The organism is Brevibacillus sp. TJ4 (assembly GCF_044627595.2).
Classification (GTDB): Bacteria; Bacillota; Bacilli; order Brevibacillales; family Brevibacillaceae; genus Brevibacillus.
Genome location: NZ_CP185865.1, coordinates 3,794,888 through 3,812,500, shown reverse-complemented (window position 1 = coordinate 3,812,500; position 17,613 = coordinate 3,794,888). Strand labels below are relative to the sequence as shown.

General features: G+C 53.7%; 12 protein-coding genes, 14 tRNA genes, 1 rRNA gene and 2 riboswitches (1 of these 29 running past the window's edge). Of the genes, 26 read left to right on the top strand and 1 reads right to left on the bottom strand.

Annotated features, from left to right (window positions below; translation table 11 throughout):
• The 14 genes from ACAF76_RS18750 to ACAF76_RS18685 all read left to right on the top strand — a co-directional run.
• Positions 1-889 (top strand): 23S ribosomal RNA (locus ACAF76_RS18750) (it extends 2,040 nt beyond the left edge of the window).
• A 55-nt stretch (positions 890-944) separates the two neighbouring features.
• Positions 945-1,020, top strand: a tRNA-Asn gene (locus ACAF76_RS18745).
• A 7-nt stretch (positions 1,021-1,027) separates the two neighbouring features.
• A tRNA-Ser gene (locus tag ACAF76_RS18740) sits at positions 1,028-1,118 on the top strand.
• A 36-nt stretch (positions 1,119-1,154) separates the two neighbouring features.
• A tRNA-Met gene (locus tag ACAF76_RS18735) sits at positions 1,155-1,231 on the top strand.
• A 7-nt stretch (positions 1,232-1,238) separates the two neighbouring features.
• Positions 1,239-1,323: transfer RNA gene (locus ACAF76_RS18730), tRNA-Leu, on the top strand.
• 14 nt (positions 1,324-1,337) lie between these two features.
• Positions 1,338-1,414, top strand: a tRNA-Glu gene (locus ACAF76_RS18725).
• A gap of 80 nt (positions 1,415-1,494) precedes the next feature.
• Positions 1,495-1,570 (top strand) — tRNA-Val (locus ACAF76_RS18720).
• 51 nt (positions 1,571-1,621) lie between these two features.
• A tRNA-Met gene (locus ACAF76_RS18715) sits at positions 1,622-1,698 on the top strand.
• A gap of 139 nt (positions 1,699-1,837) precedes the next feature.
• Positions 1,838-1,914, top strand: a tRNA-Asp gene (locus ACAF76_RS18710).
• A 31-nt stretch (positions 1,915-1,945) separates the two neighbouring features.
• Positions 1,946-2,021, top strand: a tRNA-Phe gene (locus ACAF76_RS18705).
• 14 nt (positions 2,022-2,035) lie between these two features.
• Positions 2,036-2,111, top strand: a tRNA-Thr gene (locus tag ACAF76_RS18700).
• Between the two features lie 5 nt (positions 2,112-2,116).
• A tRNA-Gln gene (locus ACAF76_RS18695) sits at positions 2,117-2,191 on the top strand.
• A gap of 7 nt (positions 2,192-2,198) precedes the next feature.
• Positions 2,199-2,274: transfer RNA gene (locus tag ACAF76_RS18690), tRNA-Lys, on the top strand.
• 43 nt (positions 2,275-2,317) lie between these two features.
• Positions 2,318-2,399: transfer RNA gene (locus ACAF76_RS18685), tRNA-Leu, on the top strand.
• 117 nt (positions 2,400-2,516) lie between these two features.
• Here ACAF76_RS18685 and ACAF76_RS18680 read toward each other — a convergent pair.
• Positions 2,517-2,873: a hypothetical protein gene (locus ACAF76_RS18680; protein WP_421617183.1), complete on the bottom strand. Its 357-nt coding sequence runs from the start codon at positions 2,871-2,873 to the stop codon at positions 2,517-2,519.
• Between the two features lie 492 nt (positions 2,874-3,365).
• On the opposite strand from ACAF76_RS18680, the gene ACAF76_RS18675 reads away from it, so the two are divergent.
• From ACAF76_RS18675 to ACAF76_RS18620, 12 genes are all read left to right on the top strand, one after another.
• A tRNA-Gly gene (locus ACAF76_RS18675) sits at positions 3,366-3,441 on the top strand.
• A 317-nt stretch (positions 3,442-3,758) separates the two neighbouring features.
• Positions 3,759-4,712 carry an AAA family ATPase gene (locus ACAF76_RS18670; RefSeq protein WP_421617182.1) on the top strand — a complete coding sequence of 318 codons (954 nt, stop codon included), beginning with the start codon at positions 3,759-3,761 and terminating at the stop codon, positions 4,710-4,712.
• Between the two features lie 12 nt (positions 4,713-4,724).
• Positions 4,725-5,945: a DUF58 domain-containing protein gene (locus ACAF76_RS18665; protein WP_421617181.1), complete on the top strand. Its 1,221-nt coding sequence runs from the start codon at positions 4,725-4,727 to the stop codon at positions 5,943-5,945.
• Between the two features lie 3 nt (positions 5,946-5,948).
• Positions 5,949-8,198, top strand: coding sequence for a transglutaminase TgpA family protein (locus tag ACAF76_RS18660; protein ID WP_421617180.1), 2,250 nt, complete (start codon positions 5,949-5,951; stop codon positions 8,196-8,198).
• Positions 8,199-8,218: 20 nt separating this feature from the next.
• Positions 8,219-8,320: riboswitch (purine riboswitch) on the top strand.
• A 132-nt stretch (positions 8,321-8,452) separates the two neighbouring features.
• A complete protein-coding gene (guaA, locus tag ACAF76_RS18655) occupies positions 8,453-9,991 on the top strand; it encodes a glutamine-hydrolyzing GMP synthase (protein ID WP_421617179.1) in 1,539 nt (512 codons plus the stop codon).
• A 98-nt stretch (positions 9,992-10,089) separates the two neighbouring features.
• A riboswitch (purine riboswitch) is annotated at positions 10,090-10,191 on the top strand.
• Positions 10,192-10,314: 123 nt separating this feature from the next.
• Positions 10,315-11,688 carry an NCS2 family permease gene (locus ACAF76_RS18650; RefSeq protein WP_421617178.1) on the top strand — a complete coding sequence of 458 codons (1,374 nt, stop codon included), beginning with the start codon at positions 10,315-10,317 and terminating at the stop codon, positions 11,686-11,688.
• Positions 11,689-12,030: 342 nt separating this feature from the next.
• Entirely contained in the window at positions 12,031-12,516 is a 486-nt protein-coding gene (gene purE, locus ACAF76_RS18645) for a 5-(carboxyamino)imidazole ribonucleotide mutase (RefSeq protein WP_421617177.1), read from the top strand.
• The gene (purK, locus tag ACAF76_RS18640; RefSeq protein WP_421617932.1) at positions 12,516-13,658 is read left to right on the top strand and encodes a 5-(carboxyamino)imidazole ribonucleotide synthase; all 1,143 of its coding nucleotides are present in this window, start codon (positions 12,516-12,518) and stop codon (positions 13,656-13,658) included. Before purE ends, purK begins: the two co-directional genes overlap by 1 nt.
• Positions 13,659-13,674: 16 nt before the next feature.
• On the top strand, positions 13,675-14,970 hold the full coding sequence (purB, locus tag ACAF76_RS18635; protein ID WP_421617176.1) for an adenylosuccinate lyase: 1,296 nt from the start codon (positions 13,675-13,677) through the stop codon (positions 14,968-14,970).
• A gap of 295 nt (positions 14,971-15,265) precedes the next feature.
• On the top strand, positions 15,266-15,781 hold the full coding sequence (locus ACAF76_RS18630; RefSeq protein ID WP_421617175.1) for a sigma-70 family RNA polymerase sigma factor: 516 nt from the start codon (positions 15,266-15,268) through the stop codon (positions 15,779-15,781).
• Positions 15,782-15,864: 83 nt separating this feature from the next.
• A complete protein-coding gene (locus tag ACAF76_RS18625) occupies positions 15,865-16,560 on the top strand; it encodes a response regulator transcription factor (protein WP_421617174.1) in 696 nt (231 codons plus the stop codon).
• The gene (locus ACAF76_RS18620) at positions 16,560-17,576 is read left to right on the top strand and encodes a sensor histidine kinase (RefSeq protein ID WP_421617173.1); all 1,017 of its coding nucleotides are present in this window, start codon (positions 16,560-16,562) and stop codon (positions 17,574-17,576) included. The genes ACAF76_RS18625 and ACAF76_RS18620 overlap by 1 nt, the downstream gene beginning before the upstream one ends.
• Positions 17,577-17,613: the final 37 nt, after the last annotated feature.

Below are 17,613 nucleotides of genomic sequence, written 5' to 3'. Positions count from 1 at the left end.
TGAAATCATAATACCTGTGAAGATGCAGGTTACCCGCGACAAGACGGAAAGACCCCATGGAGCTTTACTGTAGCCTGGTATTGGAACTTTGTGCATCATGTACAGGATAGGTGGGAAGCTTTGAAGCAGGGGCGCCAGCCTCTGTGGAGCTGTCGGTGGGATACCACCCTTGATGTACGGAGTTTCTAACTCGTCGCCCTTATCGGGCGAGAGGACCATGCCAGGTGGGCAGTTTGACTGGGGCGGTCGCCTCCCAAAAGGTAACGGAGGCGCCCAAAGGTTCCCTCAGAATGGTCGGAAATCATTCGTAGAGTGTAAAGGCAGAAGGGAGCTTGACTGCGAGACCTACAAGTCGAGCAGGGACGAAAGTCGGGCTTAGTGATCCGGTGGTTCCGCATGGAAGGGCCATCGCTCAACGGATAAAAGCTACCCTGGGGATAACAGGCTTATCTCCCCCAAGAGTCCACATCGACGGGGAGGTTTGGCACCTCGATGTCGGCTCATCGCATCCTGGGGCTGAAGTAGGTCCCAAGGGTTGGGCTGTTCGCCCATTAAAGCGGTACGCGAGCTGGGTTCAGAACGTCGTGAGACAGTTCGGTCCCTATCTGTCGCGGGCGCAGGAAGTTTGAGGAGAGCTGTCCTTAGTACGAGAGGACCGGGATGGACGCACCGCTGGTGCACCAGTTGTCACGCCAGTGGCACAGCTGGGTAGCTATGTGCGGAAGGGATAAGCGCTGAAAGCATCTAAGCGTGAAGCCCCCTCCAAGATGAGACTTCCCACAGCGCAAGCTGGTAAGACCCCTCAAAGACGATGAGGTTGATAGGTTCGGTGTGGAAGCGCGGCAACGCGTGGAGCTGACGAATACTAATCGGTCGAGGACTTATCCACACACAATCCACGGCATGCATGCAGATCCAGTTTTGAAGGAATAATCCTTCTTTGTTCCTCGGTAGCTCAGTTGGTAGAGCAATCGGCTGTTAACCGATCGGTCGGCGGTTCGAGTCCGTCCCGAGGAGCCATAAATACGGAGAGTTACCCAAGAGGCCGAAGGGGACGGTTTGCTAAACCGTTAGTATGCGCAAGCGTAGCGAGGGTTCGAATCCCTCACTCTCCGCCATTTGTTTTACCTTTCACGTAATGAAATAACAGATGTGGCGGTGTAGCTCAGCTGGTTAGAGCGTTCGGTTCATACCCGAAAGGTCGGGGGTTCGATTCCCTCCGCCGCTACCAAAACCCTGCGGTCGTGGTGGAATTGGCAGACACACCATCTTGAGGGGGTGGCGGGGCGACCCGTGCGAGTTCGAGTCTCGCCGACCGCACCATTTACTATTCATATGGCCCGTTGGTGAAGCGGTTTAACACAGCAGCCTTTCACGCTGTCATACAGGGGTTCGAATCCCCTACGGGTCACCAAAAACATAAATGATTGCAGTCAGTTTTGGATACCCTACAATGGAGAATACCTATGTGGGAGAGTCCTTTGTAGGGAGCATGGAGGCTTAGCTCAGCTGGGAGAGCATCTGCCTTACAAGCAGAGGGTCGGCGGTTCGATCCCGTCAGCCTCCACCACTTTCTTGTACGCACTAGGATTGCGGCGAGAATGGTTCAGATTCATATTGTCGCGGGATGGAGCAGCTCGGTAGCTCGTCGGGCTCATAACCCGAAGGTCGCAGGTTCAAATCCTGCTCCCGCAACCAATACTCTTTCCGTACTACGTCGGAAAGGAAAGGTAGTACCCGCAGGGTGCAACCAATAATTCTTCTTGTACACTGTAGGCACTTTTCTTTTGCCAAGTATACATACTCGTACATAAGAAAAGATGATGCTGTACACACTGGAGCTGTGGTGAAGTTGGAGTTCACGCCGGTCTGTCACACCGGAGGTCGCGGGTTCGAGTCCCGTCAGCTCCGCCATTTCTTTTTTGGCGGTCGTCATAACAATTGAGGCTCGGTAGCTCAGTCGGTAGAGCAGAGGACTGAAAATCCTCGTGTCGGCGGTTCGATTCCGTCCCGAGCCACCATTTGAATAATTTGTGCCGGTGTAGCTCAATTGGTAGAGCACCTGACTTGTAATCAGGGGGTTGTGGGTTCGATTCCTATCGCCGGCACCATTTTTTGGGGTATAGCCAAGCGGTAAGGCAACGGACTTTGACTCCGTCATTCCTAGGTTCGAATCCTAGTACCCCAGCCATTTTCACGAGCCATTAGCTCAGTTGGTAGAGCATCTGACTTTTAATCAGAGGGTCGAAGGTTCGAGTCCTTCATGGCTCACCAGTTTTTATCTACGTTTGACGATTGACGAATTGACAGCATACATGCGGGTGTGGCGGAATGGCAGACGCACCAGATTTAGGTTCTGGCGGGCAACCGTGGGGGTTCAAGTCCCTTCACCCGCACCATCTGCTTTAAACCTTGAGAGATCAAGGCTTTTTTTATTTTATCGGAAAAATATCCAGATACGCGAAGAGAGAATGTACGGATGGAACTGGGCATTCTTTTTTACAAGCAAGAGACTACTACTCCTGCAATGAGTGAAATATGCCGGGAAACTCAAGCACAGGATCATTTGCGATTTCGTAGACAGTTGTTTCCCCGGTACTATACCCGTAGAATGTGACCAAATTCCCCGAAAGATATATCAGTTCGACCAGTTCACCACGATCCTCCAGTTCGATATAATACTTCCCCCCCGTTACAGAACGAGTAGACTTGTTCATGTCTGATTCATACTTCCTTTGACGCAGCTCCAGTTTGGCCAAATCGTCGAGGATGATGTCGATGGTGCTAGGGTCCGTGATCGAGACTTCTCTTCGATTGCTTCGAGTGTGAATGGAGTCTATTTTGTTTTTATCGAACGCGATCGTTTCATTCAAATGACCGAACCTGCAACCCGGGGAAATACACCAGGTCGCTGACTGCATAGATGCTGAGTATGATACAGGCAGCGAGTATTTTTTTGCCATATGAAAACCTTCCTAACCTTTTTGTGATGCTTTCCCAAAAAGAAGTAGACCTTTCCTTGTGAGCCCGAAAGCAAGGAGGTCTACAATGACAGTTTGCTTCGCTCCTTGTGGGAGCCTCTTTTGTACTGGCCGCAAGTGCAGCTAAAAACACCTGCAGTCATGTACAGTGTAAGCAAGAGACGTTGCTGATATGACTGATATTACCATATTTTTACACAAAAGAAACTTTTTCAGTGGAAAAACAATGCTTCATAACTGGTTTTGCGCAAGACAGCAAGTAGCAGCTAGGGAAGAACAAGATTTTCTCCATAAACACAAAGAAAAACTTGACCATTCACATATATACGTGCTATACTCTTTTGTGTCGATGGAACGACAAGACAAGTGCACAGTACATACCATGCGGACGTAGCTCAATTGGTAGAGCGTCGCCTTGCCAAGGCGAAGGTCGCGGGTTCGAGACCCGTCGTCCGCTCCATGATGTTCCGAAGCCTGGGAAGGCGACGAATTACCATATTGCATAGAAGAAATCGAAGAGTAGGAGCGAGCATCCTACTCTTTTTTTGTACTATACGCAGGAAGAATCTTTTACATTTTTCAGGGAATTCCATTGAATTTTTCCTTGTAACCACCCTTCCTATCCATTACTTTAGGAATAGAGTGCTTTTTCTGGACTTGCTGAGTTCATGGCGTGCCATGAATTGGTTTGCAAAAAACAATTAAAGAAAAAACGAATCACCGATATGATCACATACCTGTCAGAATCACTACTATGGAACAGGAGTTGTTGCCGACATGAACCCGATTAAAGTAGAGCATGCTCATCCCGCTGTGGCGAGCCTGATCGCGAATATACAAAAGGTGCTGATTGGAAAAAGTTCCGTTGTTGAGCTGACGGTTACTGCTCTTCTGGCAAATGGCCATGTCCTTCTCGAGGATGTCCCCGGAGTAGGAAAAACGATGCTGGTTCGCGCTTTGGCGAAGTCTATTGGAGGAAATTTCAAAAGAATTCAGTTTACGCCGGACTTGTTGCCTACCGACGTGACCGGGGTCGCTATTTTCAATCAGAAAAGCATGGAGTTTGAGTTTCGCCAGGGGCCGCTGTTTGCCAACGTAGTGCTGGCAGATGAGATCAACCGGACGTCGCCGAAGACGCAGTCGGCCCTCTTGGAAGCATTGGAGGAGCGCTCGATTACAGTAGACGGTACGACGTATCAGTTGGCTCGGCCGTTTTTTGTGATGGCTACGCAAAACCCGCTGGAGTACGAAGGGACGTTTCCCTTGCCGGAGGCGCAGCTTGACCGCTTCCTGATGCAATTGCGCCTGGGCTATCCGAGCGTCAAGGAGGAGACAGACATGCTCTCCCGCTTCTCCGATGGCAATCCGCTGGAGACATTGGAGGCAGTCGTCACATCGGAGGAGCTGAGACAGCTGCAGGAGCAGGCCCAAGCGGTGCGCGTATCAGACGGCATCAAGGAGTATATCGTGCGCCTGTGCCACAAGACGCGTGACCACCAGCACGTCTATCTGGGAGTAAGCCCGCGGGGATCGCTCGCGCTGTACCGGGCCGTGCAGGCACTGGCGTTTGTGCGCGGACGCGACTATGTCATTCCCGACGATGTGAAGGAACTGGTTCCGTACGTCTTCGGACACCGCATGATCATCAAACCGGAAGCGCGGCTGGATGGGGCGACAGTGGAACGAATCCTGACTGTTATTTTGGCTGAGACCCGAGTTCCGGTGAACTGAGGTGATGGCCGGATGAGACAGCAGCGCTTGGGAAAAGCCAAGGTCATCGGGCTTGTCTTGATCACGTACGTATTTGCCAAATTTCAGGGCGGGTTTGCCAGTTGGTTTTTGTTTTACAGCAGTCTTGTGTTTTTTGTTTATGAGCTTCTCGTCTACTTCCTGATGTTTTCTACTCTGGAGGTAGAGCGCCGGCTGGATCGCAATCGGCTGCAGGAAGGCGACGAGGTCATCGTCACTGTTCGCTTGCGGCGGAAGATCTGGTTCCCGTTTGGCTGGAACATGGTCGTGGACCGACTGCCCGACCGGCTGATCGGCGTGTATGAACCGCACCGACAGCTTCTGTTTCCTTGGTTTCGGCGGGAAGTGGAGTTTCGCTACGCGATTCCCCAACTGCCCAGGGGGCATTACAAGCTGGCGGAGTGTGTGATCAGCGGGGGCGATTTCTTTGGATTTATTGAAAGGCAGAAAGTATTTCGCCTGTCGGACGAATTTCTCGTCTACCCGTCCTACCAGGTACTGGATCGCTGGGCGTTGGGAGATGGCAGCCTGAGCGGAACGATCCATGTCGCCAACCGCTATTCCGACGACGTGGCAGCCGTAAGAGGTGTCCGCGAATACACGCGGGGAGACCGGCTGAGCCAGATTCACTGGAGAGCGTCAGCGCGGGGAACGGGGCTGAAGACCAAGGAGTTCGAACATCAGGCGATGAATCATACCGTCTGTTTTCTCGACGTGGAGAAAAGAAGCTACCCGGCGCAGGAGCCACAACTGTTTGAACTCGCTGTCCGCGTTACCGCGAGTTTGATCGCTTTTGCCAACCGCAATCAATACCACTATGGCTTTGTTTGCAACCAGGCGGAGCGGATTGCGTTTTCGCCCGCTTTGTCACACGCTCACTTCCTGCGCGTCTTCGACCAGTTGGCGCGTGTCATGCCGGAGGGAGCAGAGCCATTTTCCCGCGTACTCGGACGCGAGGGACTGGAGCAGGCGAACGGCGTGACATTGATGGTAATCACGCCGCGTTTGGACAAAGAGGTAGTAAGCAAGCTGATCGCTTTGGCGCAAAAGGGCAAGAGAGTCCAACTGTTCCATATCCAGGGCACATCCACAGGCTCTCCGACTGCAATTGCCGAGCAAACACGCGCCTTGCACTTGCTTGCTGCCAACAAGGTACTCTGTACACCTATCCAGAGCGAAGATTGCAGCGAATGGAAGCAACTGGGGGGTGCGTAAAGAATGAAGATATGGAAACTGCCCAGTGTCTTGGAATGGGGTGCTGCGGTGCTTCTCTTCCTGCTTTTGCGGGAGTGGCTGCTGCCCTTGCAAAGCCTGACAGATACCGGGTTCTTGTGGCCCTTCTATTCAATCGTAGCCATCTCTTTGATCATTGACTTGTTTGTGCCGTATCGGTGGTTGACTTTCCCCGTCAAGCTGCTGGGAATTCTCGTCTTGCTGCATGCGACATTCATCCAATCTCCGCTGTGGGATCTGGAGTGGCTGGAAGCGGTGTACGGCCAATTTGTCCGCGATATTCCGCTCGCCTTTCAGCAAGAGTGGCTGGAGATGCATCCGATATCCCGCAACCTGCTGTTTGACGTGATGCTGATCGCGCTCGCCTCGCTCATCAGCTATCTGGTACTGGAGCAGCGGCAGGTCCTCTGGTTTGTCGTCATGTCGGAGCTGTATTTGGCCGTTCTCGATACCTTTATGCCGTACGAGGCGGATGGCGGCATCATGCGCGCGCTCATTTTCGGATTTTTGCTGTTGGCGATCACGCATTTGGGCAAGGTCAGCCAAAACGCGACTTTTACCGGGAAACGCGGTTGGGTACTGGCGAATTCGCTGCTTGCTCCTCTGGTGATCATCGCTGTGAGCGTCGGTTTTGCCTACGCGGCACCGAAGAAGGACCCGAGCTGGCCTGATCCTGTCGCCTACCTGATGGGCTCTGAGCAGGGAACCGGGGGCGTCGGCATGAAAAAGGTCGGCTACGACAACAACGACCAGCAATTGGGCGGGCCTTTCATGCAGGATGATACCCTCGTCTTTGTCGCCGTCACCAATGAGCAGAGCTACTGGCGCGGTGACTCCAAGGATGTCTATACCGGCATGGGCTGGGAAAAAGGGGAGCGCGAATACGAGGCGATCCTCGACCTGGAGAATTACGAGTGGAGCGACCAGTTGTTCCACGGCCAGGAAGTCGAAGAGGTGGAGGCGATGCTGGACTTTTCCGGACCGTTGCAGTACTCCACGATCTTTTACCCGGGACAGTTGAAAAAGGTGAGTGACTTCAGCCCGGGGCATGCGACGGTCGTGTACGATGTGACCAATCAGCAACTGGAAGTGCGGGCAGGGAAGATCAACGTCTTTCAATCATCCCGAAGACCGGAAGAAGCCGGAAGAGAAGTGCCGATAGTCGGTCCCAACACATTGCTGATGAAGCTGAACCAGTACAAGGTCCACGCGGAAGTGCCGATCGTCAGCGAAAAGGCGATCACCCAGGCGGGGACCAACTATCCGGCGGAAATCCGCGAAAAGTATCTGCAACTGCCGGAAACCTTGCCTGACAGAGTAGGCGAGCTGGCGCAGGAGGTTACGAAAAACGCCACTACTCCGTATGAAAAAGTGCGCGCGATCGAAAGCTATCTTCGTTCCGGCGGGAAGTATCGCTACGAGACGACGGATGTTCCGGTCCCGGAGAACGGGCAGGACTTTGTCGATCATTTTCTGTTTGAAAGCTATCGCGGCTACTGTGATCACTTTTCCACGTCGATGACAGTGATGCTGCGCACGCTGGACATTCCGGCGCGGTGGGTGAAAGGCTTTGCGCCTGGCGAACAGGTCGGAACGGACGAAAATGGCAATCAGATTATCGAAGTACGCAACAACGACGCCCATTCCTGGGTAGAGGTGTACTTCCCGGATCTCGGTTGGGTTCCGTTCGAGGCGACGAGCAGCTTCAGCTCTCCGCTGCGGATCAATTACGATCTGCGCGAAGAGACGAGTCAGACTCCTGTACCTTTGCCGGAAGCGACGCCACAGCTTCCGCTGGACTTTGAAAACGATCGCCTCGACCGTCTCGAAGAAGGCGACTATGTATCCAGCAGCAGATTCAGTTTGCCGTGGTGGGCAAACGCACTAGGTATTGGCGCAGTGGTTTTGGCGGCCTACACGCTCTGGAAGAGGCGAAGAGAGATTGCTGTCTGGTGGCTGCGCCGGAAGATGGACCAGTTGGAAAGCGGCGCGTACCAGGATCGCTACCGGATGATGATTCGAATGGTGGAGAGCTTCTACACCCGCAGGCAAGAGGGCGAGACGATGCGCGAGTACGTAAACCGGATCAGCATGCCGGGCGAAAAGCGCCAGGATTTGCGCTACTTGACGGAGCTGTACGAACAGGCTGTCTACGGTCTGAAGGGAATGGAGCAGAAGGCGCGGAAGTTTGCGGAAGAACTGATGGAAAAAGTGGTCCGTCAACTGAAGCCTTGAATATTGGATTGCCATCTGCTAGAATGACGATCAATGAGTCTCGTATAACCTCAGGAATAGGGCCTGAACGTGTCTACCACTCAACCGTAAATTGAGTGACTACGAGGAGAGCACTTGGGAATGTACATGCAACTGCACATGTGTACACTAGCTGGGACTCTGCCGCCGTACGTTTTTTTCGGGGGCGGGTCCCGGTTTTTTTAAGGGAGCTTACGCAATCGCAAGCCCTGTGCAACAGGAGAAGGAGGATTATGATGGACAAGTCAATGGAAATGGTCGTCGTACTCGATTTTGGCGGACAGTACAACCAGTTGATCGCTCGTCGCGTTCGCGATCTGGGCGTGTACAGCGAGCTGTTGCCGTACAATACGCCAGTGGAAAAAATCAGAGAGCTGAACCCAAAAGGGATCATTTTTTCTGGAGGTCCTGCGAGCGTATATGAAGAAGGCGCACCGAAAGTAGATCCGGCGATTTTTGAGCTGGGTCTGCCGGTGTTGGGCATCTGCTACGGCATGCAGTTGATGAGCCATATGCTGAACGGAAAAGTCGAGCGTGCGGGCAAACGCGAATACGGAAAAGCAGAGCTTCGTCTGAAAGCCGGGCACAACCTGTTCGAAAGCTGGGATGCGAACGAGATTGTCTGGATGAGCCACTCGGACAAGGTAGTGGAGCTTCCGGAAGGTTTTGTGATCGACGCCGAGAGCGACAGCTGCCCGGTAGCAGCGATCAGCCATCCTGAACGCAACCTGTACGGCGTACAATTCCATCCGGAAGTGCGTCATACGGTAAAAGGGACGGAGTTTATCCGCAATTTCCTGTTCAACATTTGCGGCTGCAGCGGAAACTGGAGCATGTCCTCCTTCATTGAAGAAGAGATTGTGCGCATCCGGGAAACAGTAGGTGACAAGCAGGTGCTATGTGCCCTCAGTGGCGGCGTCGATTCCTCTGTGGTGGCAGCCCTGATCCACAAGGCGATTGGCGACCAGCTTACGTGCATGTTCGTCGATCACGGCCTGCTGCGCAAAGGCGAAGCGGAAAGCGTAATGGAGACGTTCGGCGAAAAGTTTGCGATGAAAGTGATCAAGATCGATGCCCGCAAGCGTTTCCTGGACAAGCTGAAAGGCGTTTCCGACCCGGAACAAAAACGGAAAATTATCGGCAACGAGTTTATTTACGTATTTGATGAAGAAGCTGCCAGGCTGAAGGACATGGATTTCCTGGCCCAAGGCACGCTGTATACCGACATCGTGGAAAGCGGAACAGCGACAGCGCACACGATCAAATCGCACCACAACGTAGGCGGACTGCCGAAAGACATGAAATTCAAGCTGATCGAGCCGCTGAAAACGCTGTTCAAGGATGAGGTTCGCAAGCTGGGTACAGAGCTTGGCCTGCCTGACGAAATCGTATGGCGCCAGCCGTTCCCGGGTCCTGGCCTCGGTATTCGCGTTTTGGGTGAAGTCACAGAGGAAAAACTGGAGATCGTTCGGGAATCGGATGCCATTTTGCGCGAAGAGATCGCCAAGGCTGGACTTGACCGTGACATCTGGCAGTATTTTACAGCGCTGCCGAATATGACGACCGTAGGGGTAATGGGCGATGTGCGGACCTACTCCTACACGGTAGGTATTCGCGCCGTTACTTCTATCGACGGGATGACGGCAGACTGGGCACGGATCCCGTGGGATGTGCTGGAGAAAATTTCGACCCGCATCGTAAACGAGGTGGACAACGTCAACCGCATTGTGTACGACATCACCTCCAAGCCGCCGGCGACGATCGAGTGGGAGTAAACAGTCAAGTAAAAAAACCGGATATTTCGCGATAAGAAAAAATAAATGTTCGTATTTTCCGTTGACAGCTAGTATGCCACCTGTTACACTTTTCGATGTGACAGATGAATAAAAGGGTTCGTATATTCCTGATAATAGGGTTCAGGAGTCTCTACGAGGTTGCCATAAACGACCTGACTACGAACAAAATGTCGACGGGCTTGGTATATCGTACTTATTTTTCTTATTGCACCCGGACGTTTTGTTTTTGGAGTCGAGGCGTTAAGCAAGCGCCTCGGCCTTTTTTGTTTACTGTCAATCCAAATTTGTGGGGGGACATTTCGGTGCGCAAGTATTTTGAGTTTGATAAGCTAGGCACCAACTATCGTCGGGAAATTATTGCCGGGATCACGACCTTTTTGGCGATGTCGTACATTTTGGCGGTAAACCCGTTTATTCTCAGCGGTGCTGATCTGCCGCCTGAACTGAAGGCAAACTATCCGGAATTTAACGCTGTATTTACCGCGACTGCATTGGCTGCTGCCTTTGGTACGCTGCTGATGGCATTTCTCGCTCGCTTGCCGATTGCGCAGGCGCCGGGGATGGGGTTGAACGCGTTTTTTACCTACACAGTCGTTTTGACCATGCAAATCCCTTGGCAGCAGGCGTTGGCTGGCGTCTTCCTGTCGTGTCTGATCTTCCTGATCCTGTCGTTGACGGGCATCCGTGAAGCGATTGTCAACGCGATTCCGCAAAGCCTGAAATACGCGGTGTCTGCGGGGATCGGTCTGTTTATCGCCTTTATTGGTCTGAAAAATGCCGGCATTATCGTCGCTGATGACGCGACCTTCGTCGCACTCGGTCATTTGACCTTCTTCCAGGATAACCTGACGCCGGAGCAGGTTGTCGCGGCGAAAAATGCTCTGCTTGCCGTGTTCGGACTGATTTTGACAGCGGTGCTGATGACCCGCAAAGTGCCCGCTGCGATTTTTGTAGGGATGGTCGCAACGGCGGTCATCGGGATGTTCTTCGGGTTGGTAGCCGTACCGGATCGCATTTTTGATCTGCCGCCAAGCATGGCGCCGACGTTTGGTGCAGCCTTTGAATACCTGTTTGACCCATCGACTCTGTTTACGGTCCATATGCTGATCGTCGTCCTGACCTTCCTGTTCGTGGATTTCTTCGATGCGACAGGTACGCTGATCGGGGTTGCCAACCAGGCTGGCTTGTTGAAAGACGGCAAGCTGCCGCGCCCGGGCAGAGCGTTCTCCTCTGATGCGATGGCGGGGATGGCTGGTGCGGTAATGGGGACGTCGACGACTACCGCGTACATCGAATCTGCGGCAGGTGTCGCAGCAGGCGGACGTTCCGGTTTTGCTTCTGTCGTGACGGGGCTCCTGTTCCTGCTTGCTTTGTTCTTCTCGCCGCTTTTGGCCGTAGTCACATCTGCTGTCACTGCGCCTGCCCTGATTATCGTCGGGGTGCTGATGGCGTCTCACATCGCCAAAATTGCATGGGATGAGCTGGAAGAGGCGTTCCCGGCGTTCCTGACGATTTTGATGATGCCGATGACGTACAGTATCGCGACCGGGCTTGCGGCCGGCTTTATCGTCTACCCGGTGCTGAAAGTGCTGAAAGGAAAAGCGCGCGAAGTCCATCCGGCGATGTACGTGCTGTTCCTCGTTTTCCTCGCTTACTTCATCTGGTTGCGCGAATAGACATTCAAACCATATTAGGACGGTTTTCTTTCTTCGGGAGAGAAGCCGTCCTTTCTTTTTGGGCATAGTAGGGAATAAGCAGAAGTAGGGGAACGATTCGACTCTGGCCTCGATGTGCAAAAGGGAGCGCTTGACAAGCAAGACAGATTAAATCCGAATGATAAAAGCAAATCCTTTTCTAAATGTTCGGAAGCGATGTTGACAGATAAAGTTTCCCCCTGCTACACTGAAGAAGTTGAAGGAAAAACAGACATGTATAGCCCAGGCGACGAGTGCGGCAATCTTGCTGATCGGCGGTTGGGCTTTCTTCTGAAAGATAGGACATAGGGGGCTGGAGTTCTCATGGACAAACCGTTGGTGGGTGTCATTATGGGCAGCACATCGGATTGGGAGACAATGCAAGAGGCTTGTGCGATCCTGGACGAACTGGGGGTTCCGTACGAAAAGAAAGTAGTATCTGCCCACCGGACGCCTGACTTGATGTTCGAATATGCAGAGGGCGCCAAGAGCCGCGGGTTGGAAGTGATCATCGCGGGAGCGGGCGGAGCGGCCCATCTGCCGGGAATGGTTGCTGCGAAAACAGAACTGCCGGTCATCGGTGTGCCTGTCAAATCATCCAATTTGAACGGACTCGATTCCCTGCTGTCCATCGTCCAGATGCCGGGCGGGGTTCCAGTCGCGACTGTGGCGATCGGCAAGGCTGGAGCAATCAACGCCGGACTTTTGGCTGCGCAAATCCTGGGCATCAAATACCCGGAGATTCAGGAGCGGTTCCAGGCACGGCGTGATGCAGTGCGCAAAAAAGTGCTGGAGGACAGTGAACTGTGATGAAAAACCAGACGAGCAGACTGATTAAACCGGGAGCGACGATCGGTATTCTCGGTGGCGGCCAGTTGGGACGGATGATCGCACTGGCGGGGCGGGCGATGGGCTATCGCTTTGTGACGATGGACCCGACAGCGGATGCGCCGTGCGGACAAGCGGCAGACCGGCAAATTATCGCTTCTTACGACGATGTGGAGGCCGCCTTGCAGCTCGCGGCGGTCAGCGATGTCATTTCCTATGAATTCGAAAATGTCGATGCGCGTGTGGCTGAAGTGCTGGAAAGCAAGTCGTACGTACCGCAGGGAAGCAGGCTGTTGCGGATCACGCAAAATCGGATTCGCGAAAAGACGGCGATTCAGGAGCTGGGAATCCCTGTGGCACCGTTTCGCGTCGTGGCGAGTCTGGATGATCTCAAGCAGGCAGTGCGCGATCTTGGCCTGCCGGCTGTAATGAAAACGGCGACAGGCGGCTATGACGGCAAAGGACAATGGGTGTTACGAAGCGAGGACGAGCTGGCAGAAGCGTATGACACCTTGCAGAAAGCGGGAACGGAACTGATCGTGGAGAAGTTCGTTCCCTTCCAGATGGAGCTGTCCGTCATCGCGGCCCGCAATCCCGACGGCGAGCTTGCCGTTTTTCCGACTGCGGAAAACGTCCATCTGGAAAATATCCTGCACCTCAGTATTGTGCCCGCCCGCGTCAGTGATGAGGTGCGTGCACGGGCAGAGCAAATCGCCCGTACGATCGTGGAGAAGCTGGATGTGGTCGGGCTGCTTGCCATCGAGATGTTCCTTACTGCCGACGGTGAGCTGTACGTGAACGAACTGGCCCCACGTCCGCACAACTCCGGCCACTACACGATGGAAGCGTGCGTCACTTCGCAGTTTGAGCAGCATGTGCGGGCCGTATGCAACCTGCCGCTGGGAGCGACCGATCTGCTCTCTCCTGTCGTCATGGTGAACATTCTGGGCGAGCATCTGGAGCCTGTACTGGAACGCGTCGAGAGCTTGCCACGTTCCGCCAAGCTTCATCTGTACGGCAAGGCAGAGAGCAAAGCAAAGCGCAAAATGGGTCATCTCAACGTCCTTGCCCCGACGGTAGAGGAAGCACTGGACATGATCGAGAAACTGGAAATCTGGACATAAAAACGGAGGTACAAACATGATCGAACGCTATTCACGACCGGAGATGCGCGCCATCTGGACGGAAGAAAACAAGTTCAAGGCTTGGCTGAAAGTGGAGATTCTCGCCTGCGAGGCATGGTCCGAGCTCGGCGTCATCCCCAAGGAAGACGTGCAAAAGCTGTGGGAAAATGCCCGCTTCGACATCGACCGCATCTATGAAATCGAAGAAGAGACTCGCCACGACGTGGTTGCCTTTACCCGCGCTGTCTCGGAAACGCTGGGCGAAGAGAAAAAGTGGGTTCACTACGGACTGACTTCTACTGACGTGGTCGATACCGCTCTCTCCTACCTGCTCAGCCAGGCGAACGAAATCCTGGAAAAAGACCTCGAAGACTTTATCGCCATTCTCGCGGACAAGGCTCGCGAGCACAAGAACACCGTCTGCATGGGCAGAACGCACGGCGTACACGCAGAACCGACTACATTCGGCCTGAAGCTGGCTCTCTGGCATGAGGAGATGAAGCGCAACCTGGCCCGTTTCCGCGCAGCGCGAAAAGAAGTGGCATACGGCAAAATCTCCGGCGCTGTCGGCACGTACGCCAACATCGATCCGTTCGTGGAAGCGTACGTATGCGAAAAGCTTGGACTGTCGCCTGCGCCGATCTCGACGCAAACCTTGCAGCGCGACCGCCACGCCGAGTACATGGCGACGCTCGCGTTGATCGCGACTTCGCTGGAGAAGTTTGCGACAGAGATTCGCGGTCTGCAAAAAAGCGAAATGCGCGAAGTGGAAGAAGCGTTCGCCAAAGGGCAAAAAGGCTCCTCGGCAATGCCGCACAAGCGCAATCCGATCGGCAGCGAAAACATTTGCGGCCTGGCGCGTGTCGTTCGCGGCCACATGCTGTCTGCCTACGAAAATGTACCGCTCTGGCATGAGCGCGACATCTCCCACTCGTCCGTGGAGCGCGTCATTCTGCCGGATGCGACGCAGCTGCTGAACTACATGCTGCGCCGCTTTATGAACATCGTGAAAAACCTGACTGTCTTCCCGGAGAACATGAAACGCAACATGGATCGCACCTTTGGCCTGATCTACTCCCAGCAGGTGATGCTGAAGCTGATCGAAAAAGGCATGAGCCGCGAAAAGGCATACGATACCGTACAGCCGCGCGCGATGCAGGCGTGGGAAGAACAGCGCTCCTTCCGTGCCATTGTCGAAGAAGACGAGACGGTTACTTCCCTGTTAAGCAAGGAAGACCTCGATGCCTGCTTCGACTACCGCTACCACCTCAAGCACGTGGATACGATTTTCAAGCGCCTGGGCTTGGACTAGTGCCGTAAATCGCACCACGGATGGGAAGGCTGTCCCGCATGTCGCATGACGTGAGGGACAGCCTGTTTGCGTTTTTCGCCCGGTACCGTCGTGAAAGGCAGGCTTGTCGATGTTCCCTGTTGCCGCCTCCTTGCACATAGCCACGCGATCTGCAGCACTGTTTAAGCCTTTCTTACAAGCAGAAAAAACAATCTTACAAAACTGTAAGGTATCTGAAAGTAAACTCGATGGTTCCCATTACCTCTCTCCTTTAGAATGAAGTCAACGATGCGAACGAGGGAATGGGAGATTGATGATGAATACCGCACAGATGTATCCAAAGTTGAGCCATCAGCAAATATACGAAGAATACTCCGGGAAAATATATCGCTACTTTCGTTACCGTGTGAACAATGTGTGGGACGTCGAGGATTTGACGACCACCGTATTTATCAAAGTCTACTCCAAGCTGGAGCAGTACGACCGCCGTCATCCGTTCGGGGCGTGGATTTTCCGGATTGCCCACAACGCGCTGATTGATTACATGCGCAAGAAACGGGAATGTCCGGTGGACGGAGAAATGTTCCGCCTCATCAAGGCGACGGACGCGCTGCCCGAAGAGTGGTGCCTGTCCAAAGAAATGACAGCTGGTGTCTGGAAGCAGGTCGACAGGCTGACCGTAGACCAGCGCAACGTCATCGCGCTGCGCTACCTGGCAGACTTGCGGATGAGCGAGATCGCGGAGATTCTCGGGAAGACGGAGAGTTCAGTGAAGATCCTGCACTTTCGCGGAATTAAAAAATTGCAGCAATTGATGCAGAGATCAGACTAAGGATGGAGAACAACTCCATCCTTTTTTGGTATTTTGGTATAGTAAAGGTAGGGGAAGCCCCATAGTGAGAGGAGTACGGATACATGTCGACGATTATGATCGTGGAAGACGATCCGAAAATAAACCAGTTGTTGCAAAGCCAGTTGGAAAAATACGGATACAACATCGTCAACGTCGAACAGTTTGACCGCGTGATGACGGTTTTTTCGGAGGTGCGTCCGGAGCTGGTTCTGCTCGATGTCAATTTGCCCAAGTTCGACGGGTTTTACTGGTGCCGGCAGATGCGGCGCGTATCCAATTGCCCGATCCTGTTTATCTCAGCCCGCGAGAGCAAGATGGACCAGGTGATGGCGCTGGAAAACGGAGCCGATGACTACATTACGAAGCCGTTTGACTACGATGTCGTACTCGCCAAGATTCGCAGCCAGCTTCGCCGTGCTTACGGCATGTACGCCCCGCAGGAGGGAGAGCGGACGGTCGAGGTAGCCGGGCTCAAGCTGTTTATGGAGCGGATGGAGCTGTGTCTCGATGAGGCCCGGATCGAGCTGAGCAAAAAAGAAGCCTTGCTGCTGGAGTCGCTGATGAACCAGTACCCGCGCGTGGTCAGCCGGGAGCGCCTGCTGGAAAAGCTCTGGGACGAGCAATTCGTGGACGAAAACACGCTGAACGTCTACATTACGCGCGTGCGCGGCAAGCTCAAAGACATTGGACTGGACGGAGCCGTCGAGACCGTACGCGGTGCGGGATACCGCCTCAAGGCGTACTGGGAGGAAGTATGATGCGGTTGTTTTTTCGAGACCAGTGGGCGTTTTGCGCTTTTTTTCTCATCCAGCTTGTGCTCGTCATTCTGATTTTTGCGATGGATGGGTACTGGAATCCTTCCTTGATGGTCTACGCCGTCTTTCTGTCGGTCTTTTTTGCGGGCGCTTTTCTGGTCGTGCGCTATCTGACCCACCGCGCGATCTACCAGCGGCTCAGCCAACCTGTCCGGTCTTTGGAGGAGCTGACGCAGACACATGGCAACGCTCCGCTCTGCCGGGCATTTGACGAGATCAACCTGGAGCAGTACCGCCTCTACAAAGAACAACTGCACGCTTACGAAAACAAGCAGCGCGATCATATTACATTTATTCAGCAATGGACACATCAAATGAAGACACCGATCTCCGTCATCTACCTGATGATGCAGGACGAAGACGATCCGAAAGCGGAGAGCATCCGCGAAGAAGTGGACCGGTTAAAGCGCGGCCTGGAGATCGTCCTCTACCTGTCACGGCTGGACAATTTTGAGCAGGACTTTTTGATCGAGCCTGTCAATCTGCACAGTCTGGTACAGCAGGCAGTCGCGGAGAACAAGCGCTACTTTATACGCAATCAGGTTTACCCCCAACTGCAGGTGGACGAGCGGTGGCGGGTGGAATCAGACGAGAAGTGGCTGATGTTCATGCTCAACCAGGTGCTCGTCAACGCCGTGCGGTATTCCGCTGGCAAGAGCACGAAGATGACCGTGCGCGCCTACGAGCGGGGAGAGCGAGTCGTCCTCGAGGTGCAGGATTACGGAATCGGGATACCGCCCGAAGACATCCGTCGCGTCTTTCAGCCGTATTTTACCGGAGAAAATGGCCGCAAGTACGCCGAATCGACCGGCATGGGGCTCTACCTCGTCAAGGAGATCAGCAAGCGGCTCGGGCATGAAGTCGAGCTGGATTCGGTCGTAGGAGAAGGCACGACTGTGCGCATCCTCTTTTCCGCCGTTGTCCCAACCTTACAAGATCGTAAGGCAGATGAAAGTTAATTCGATAGCTGGGCAGGCCCGTGCTTTCGTATAGTAG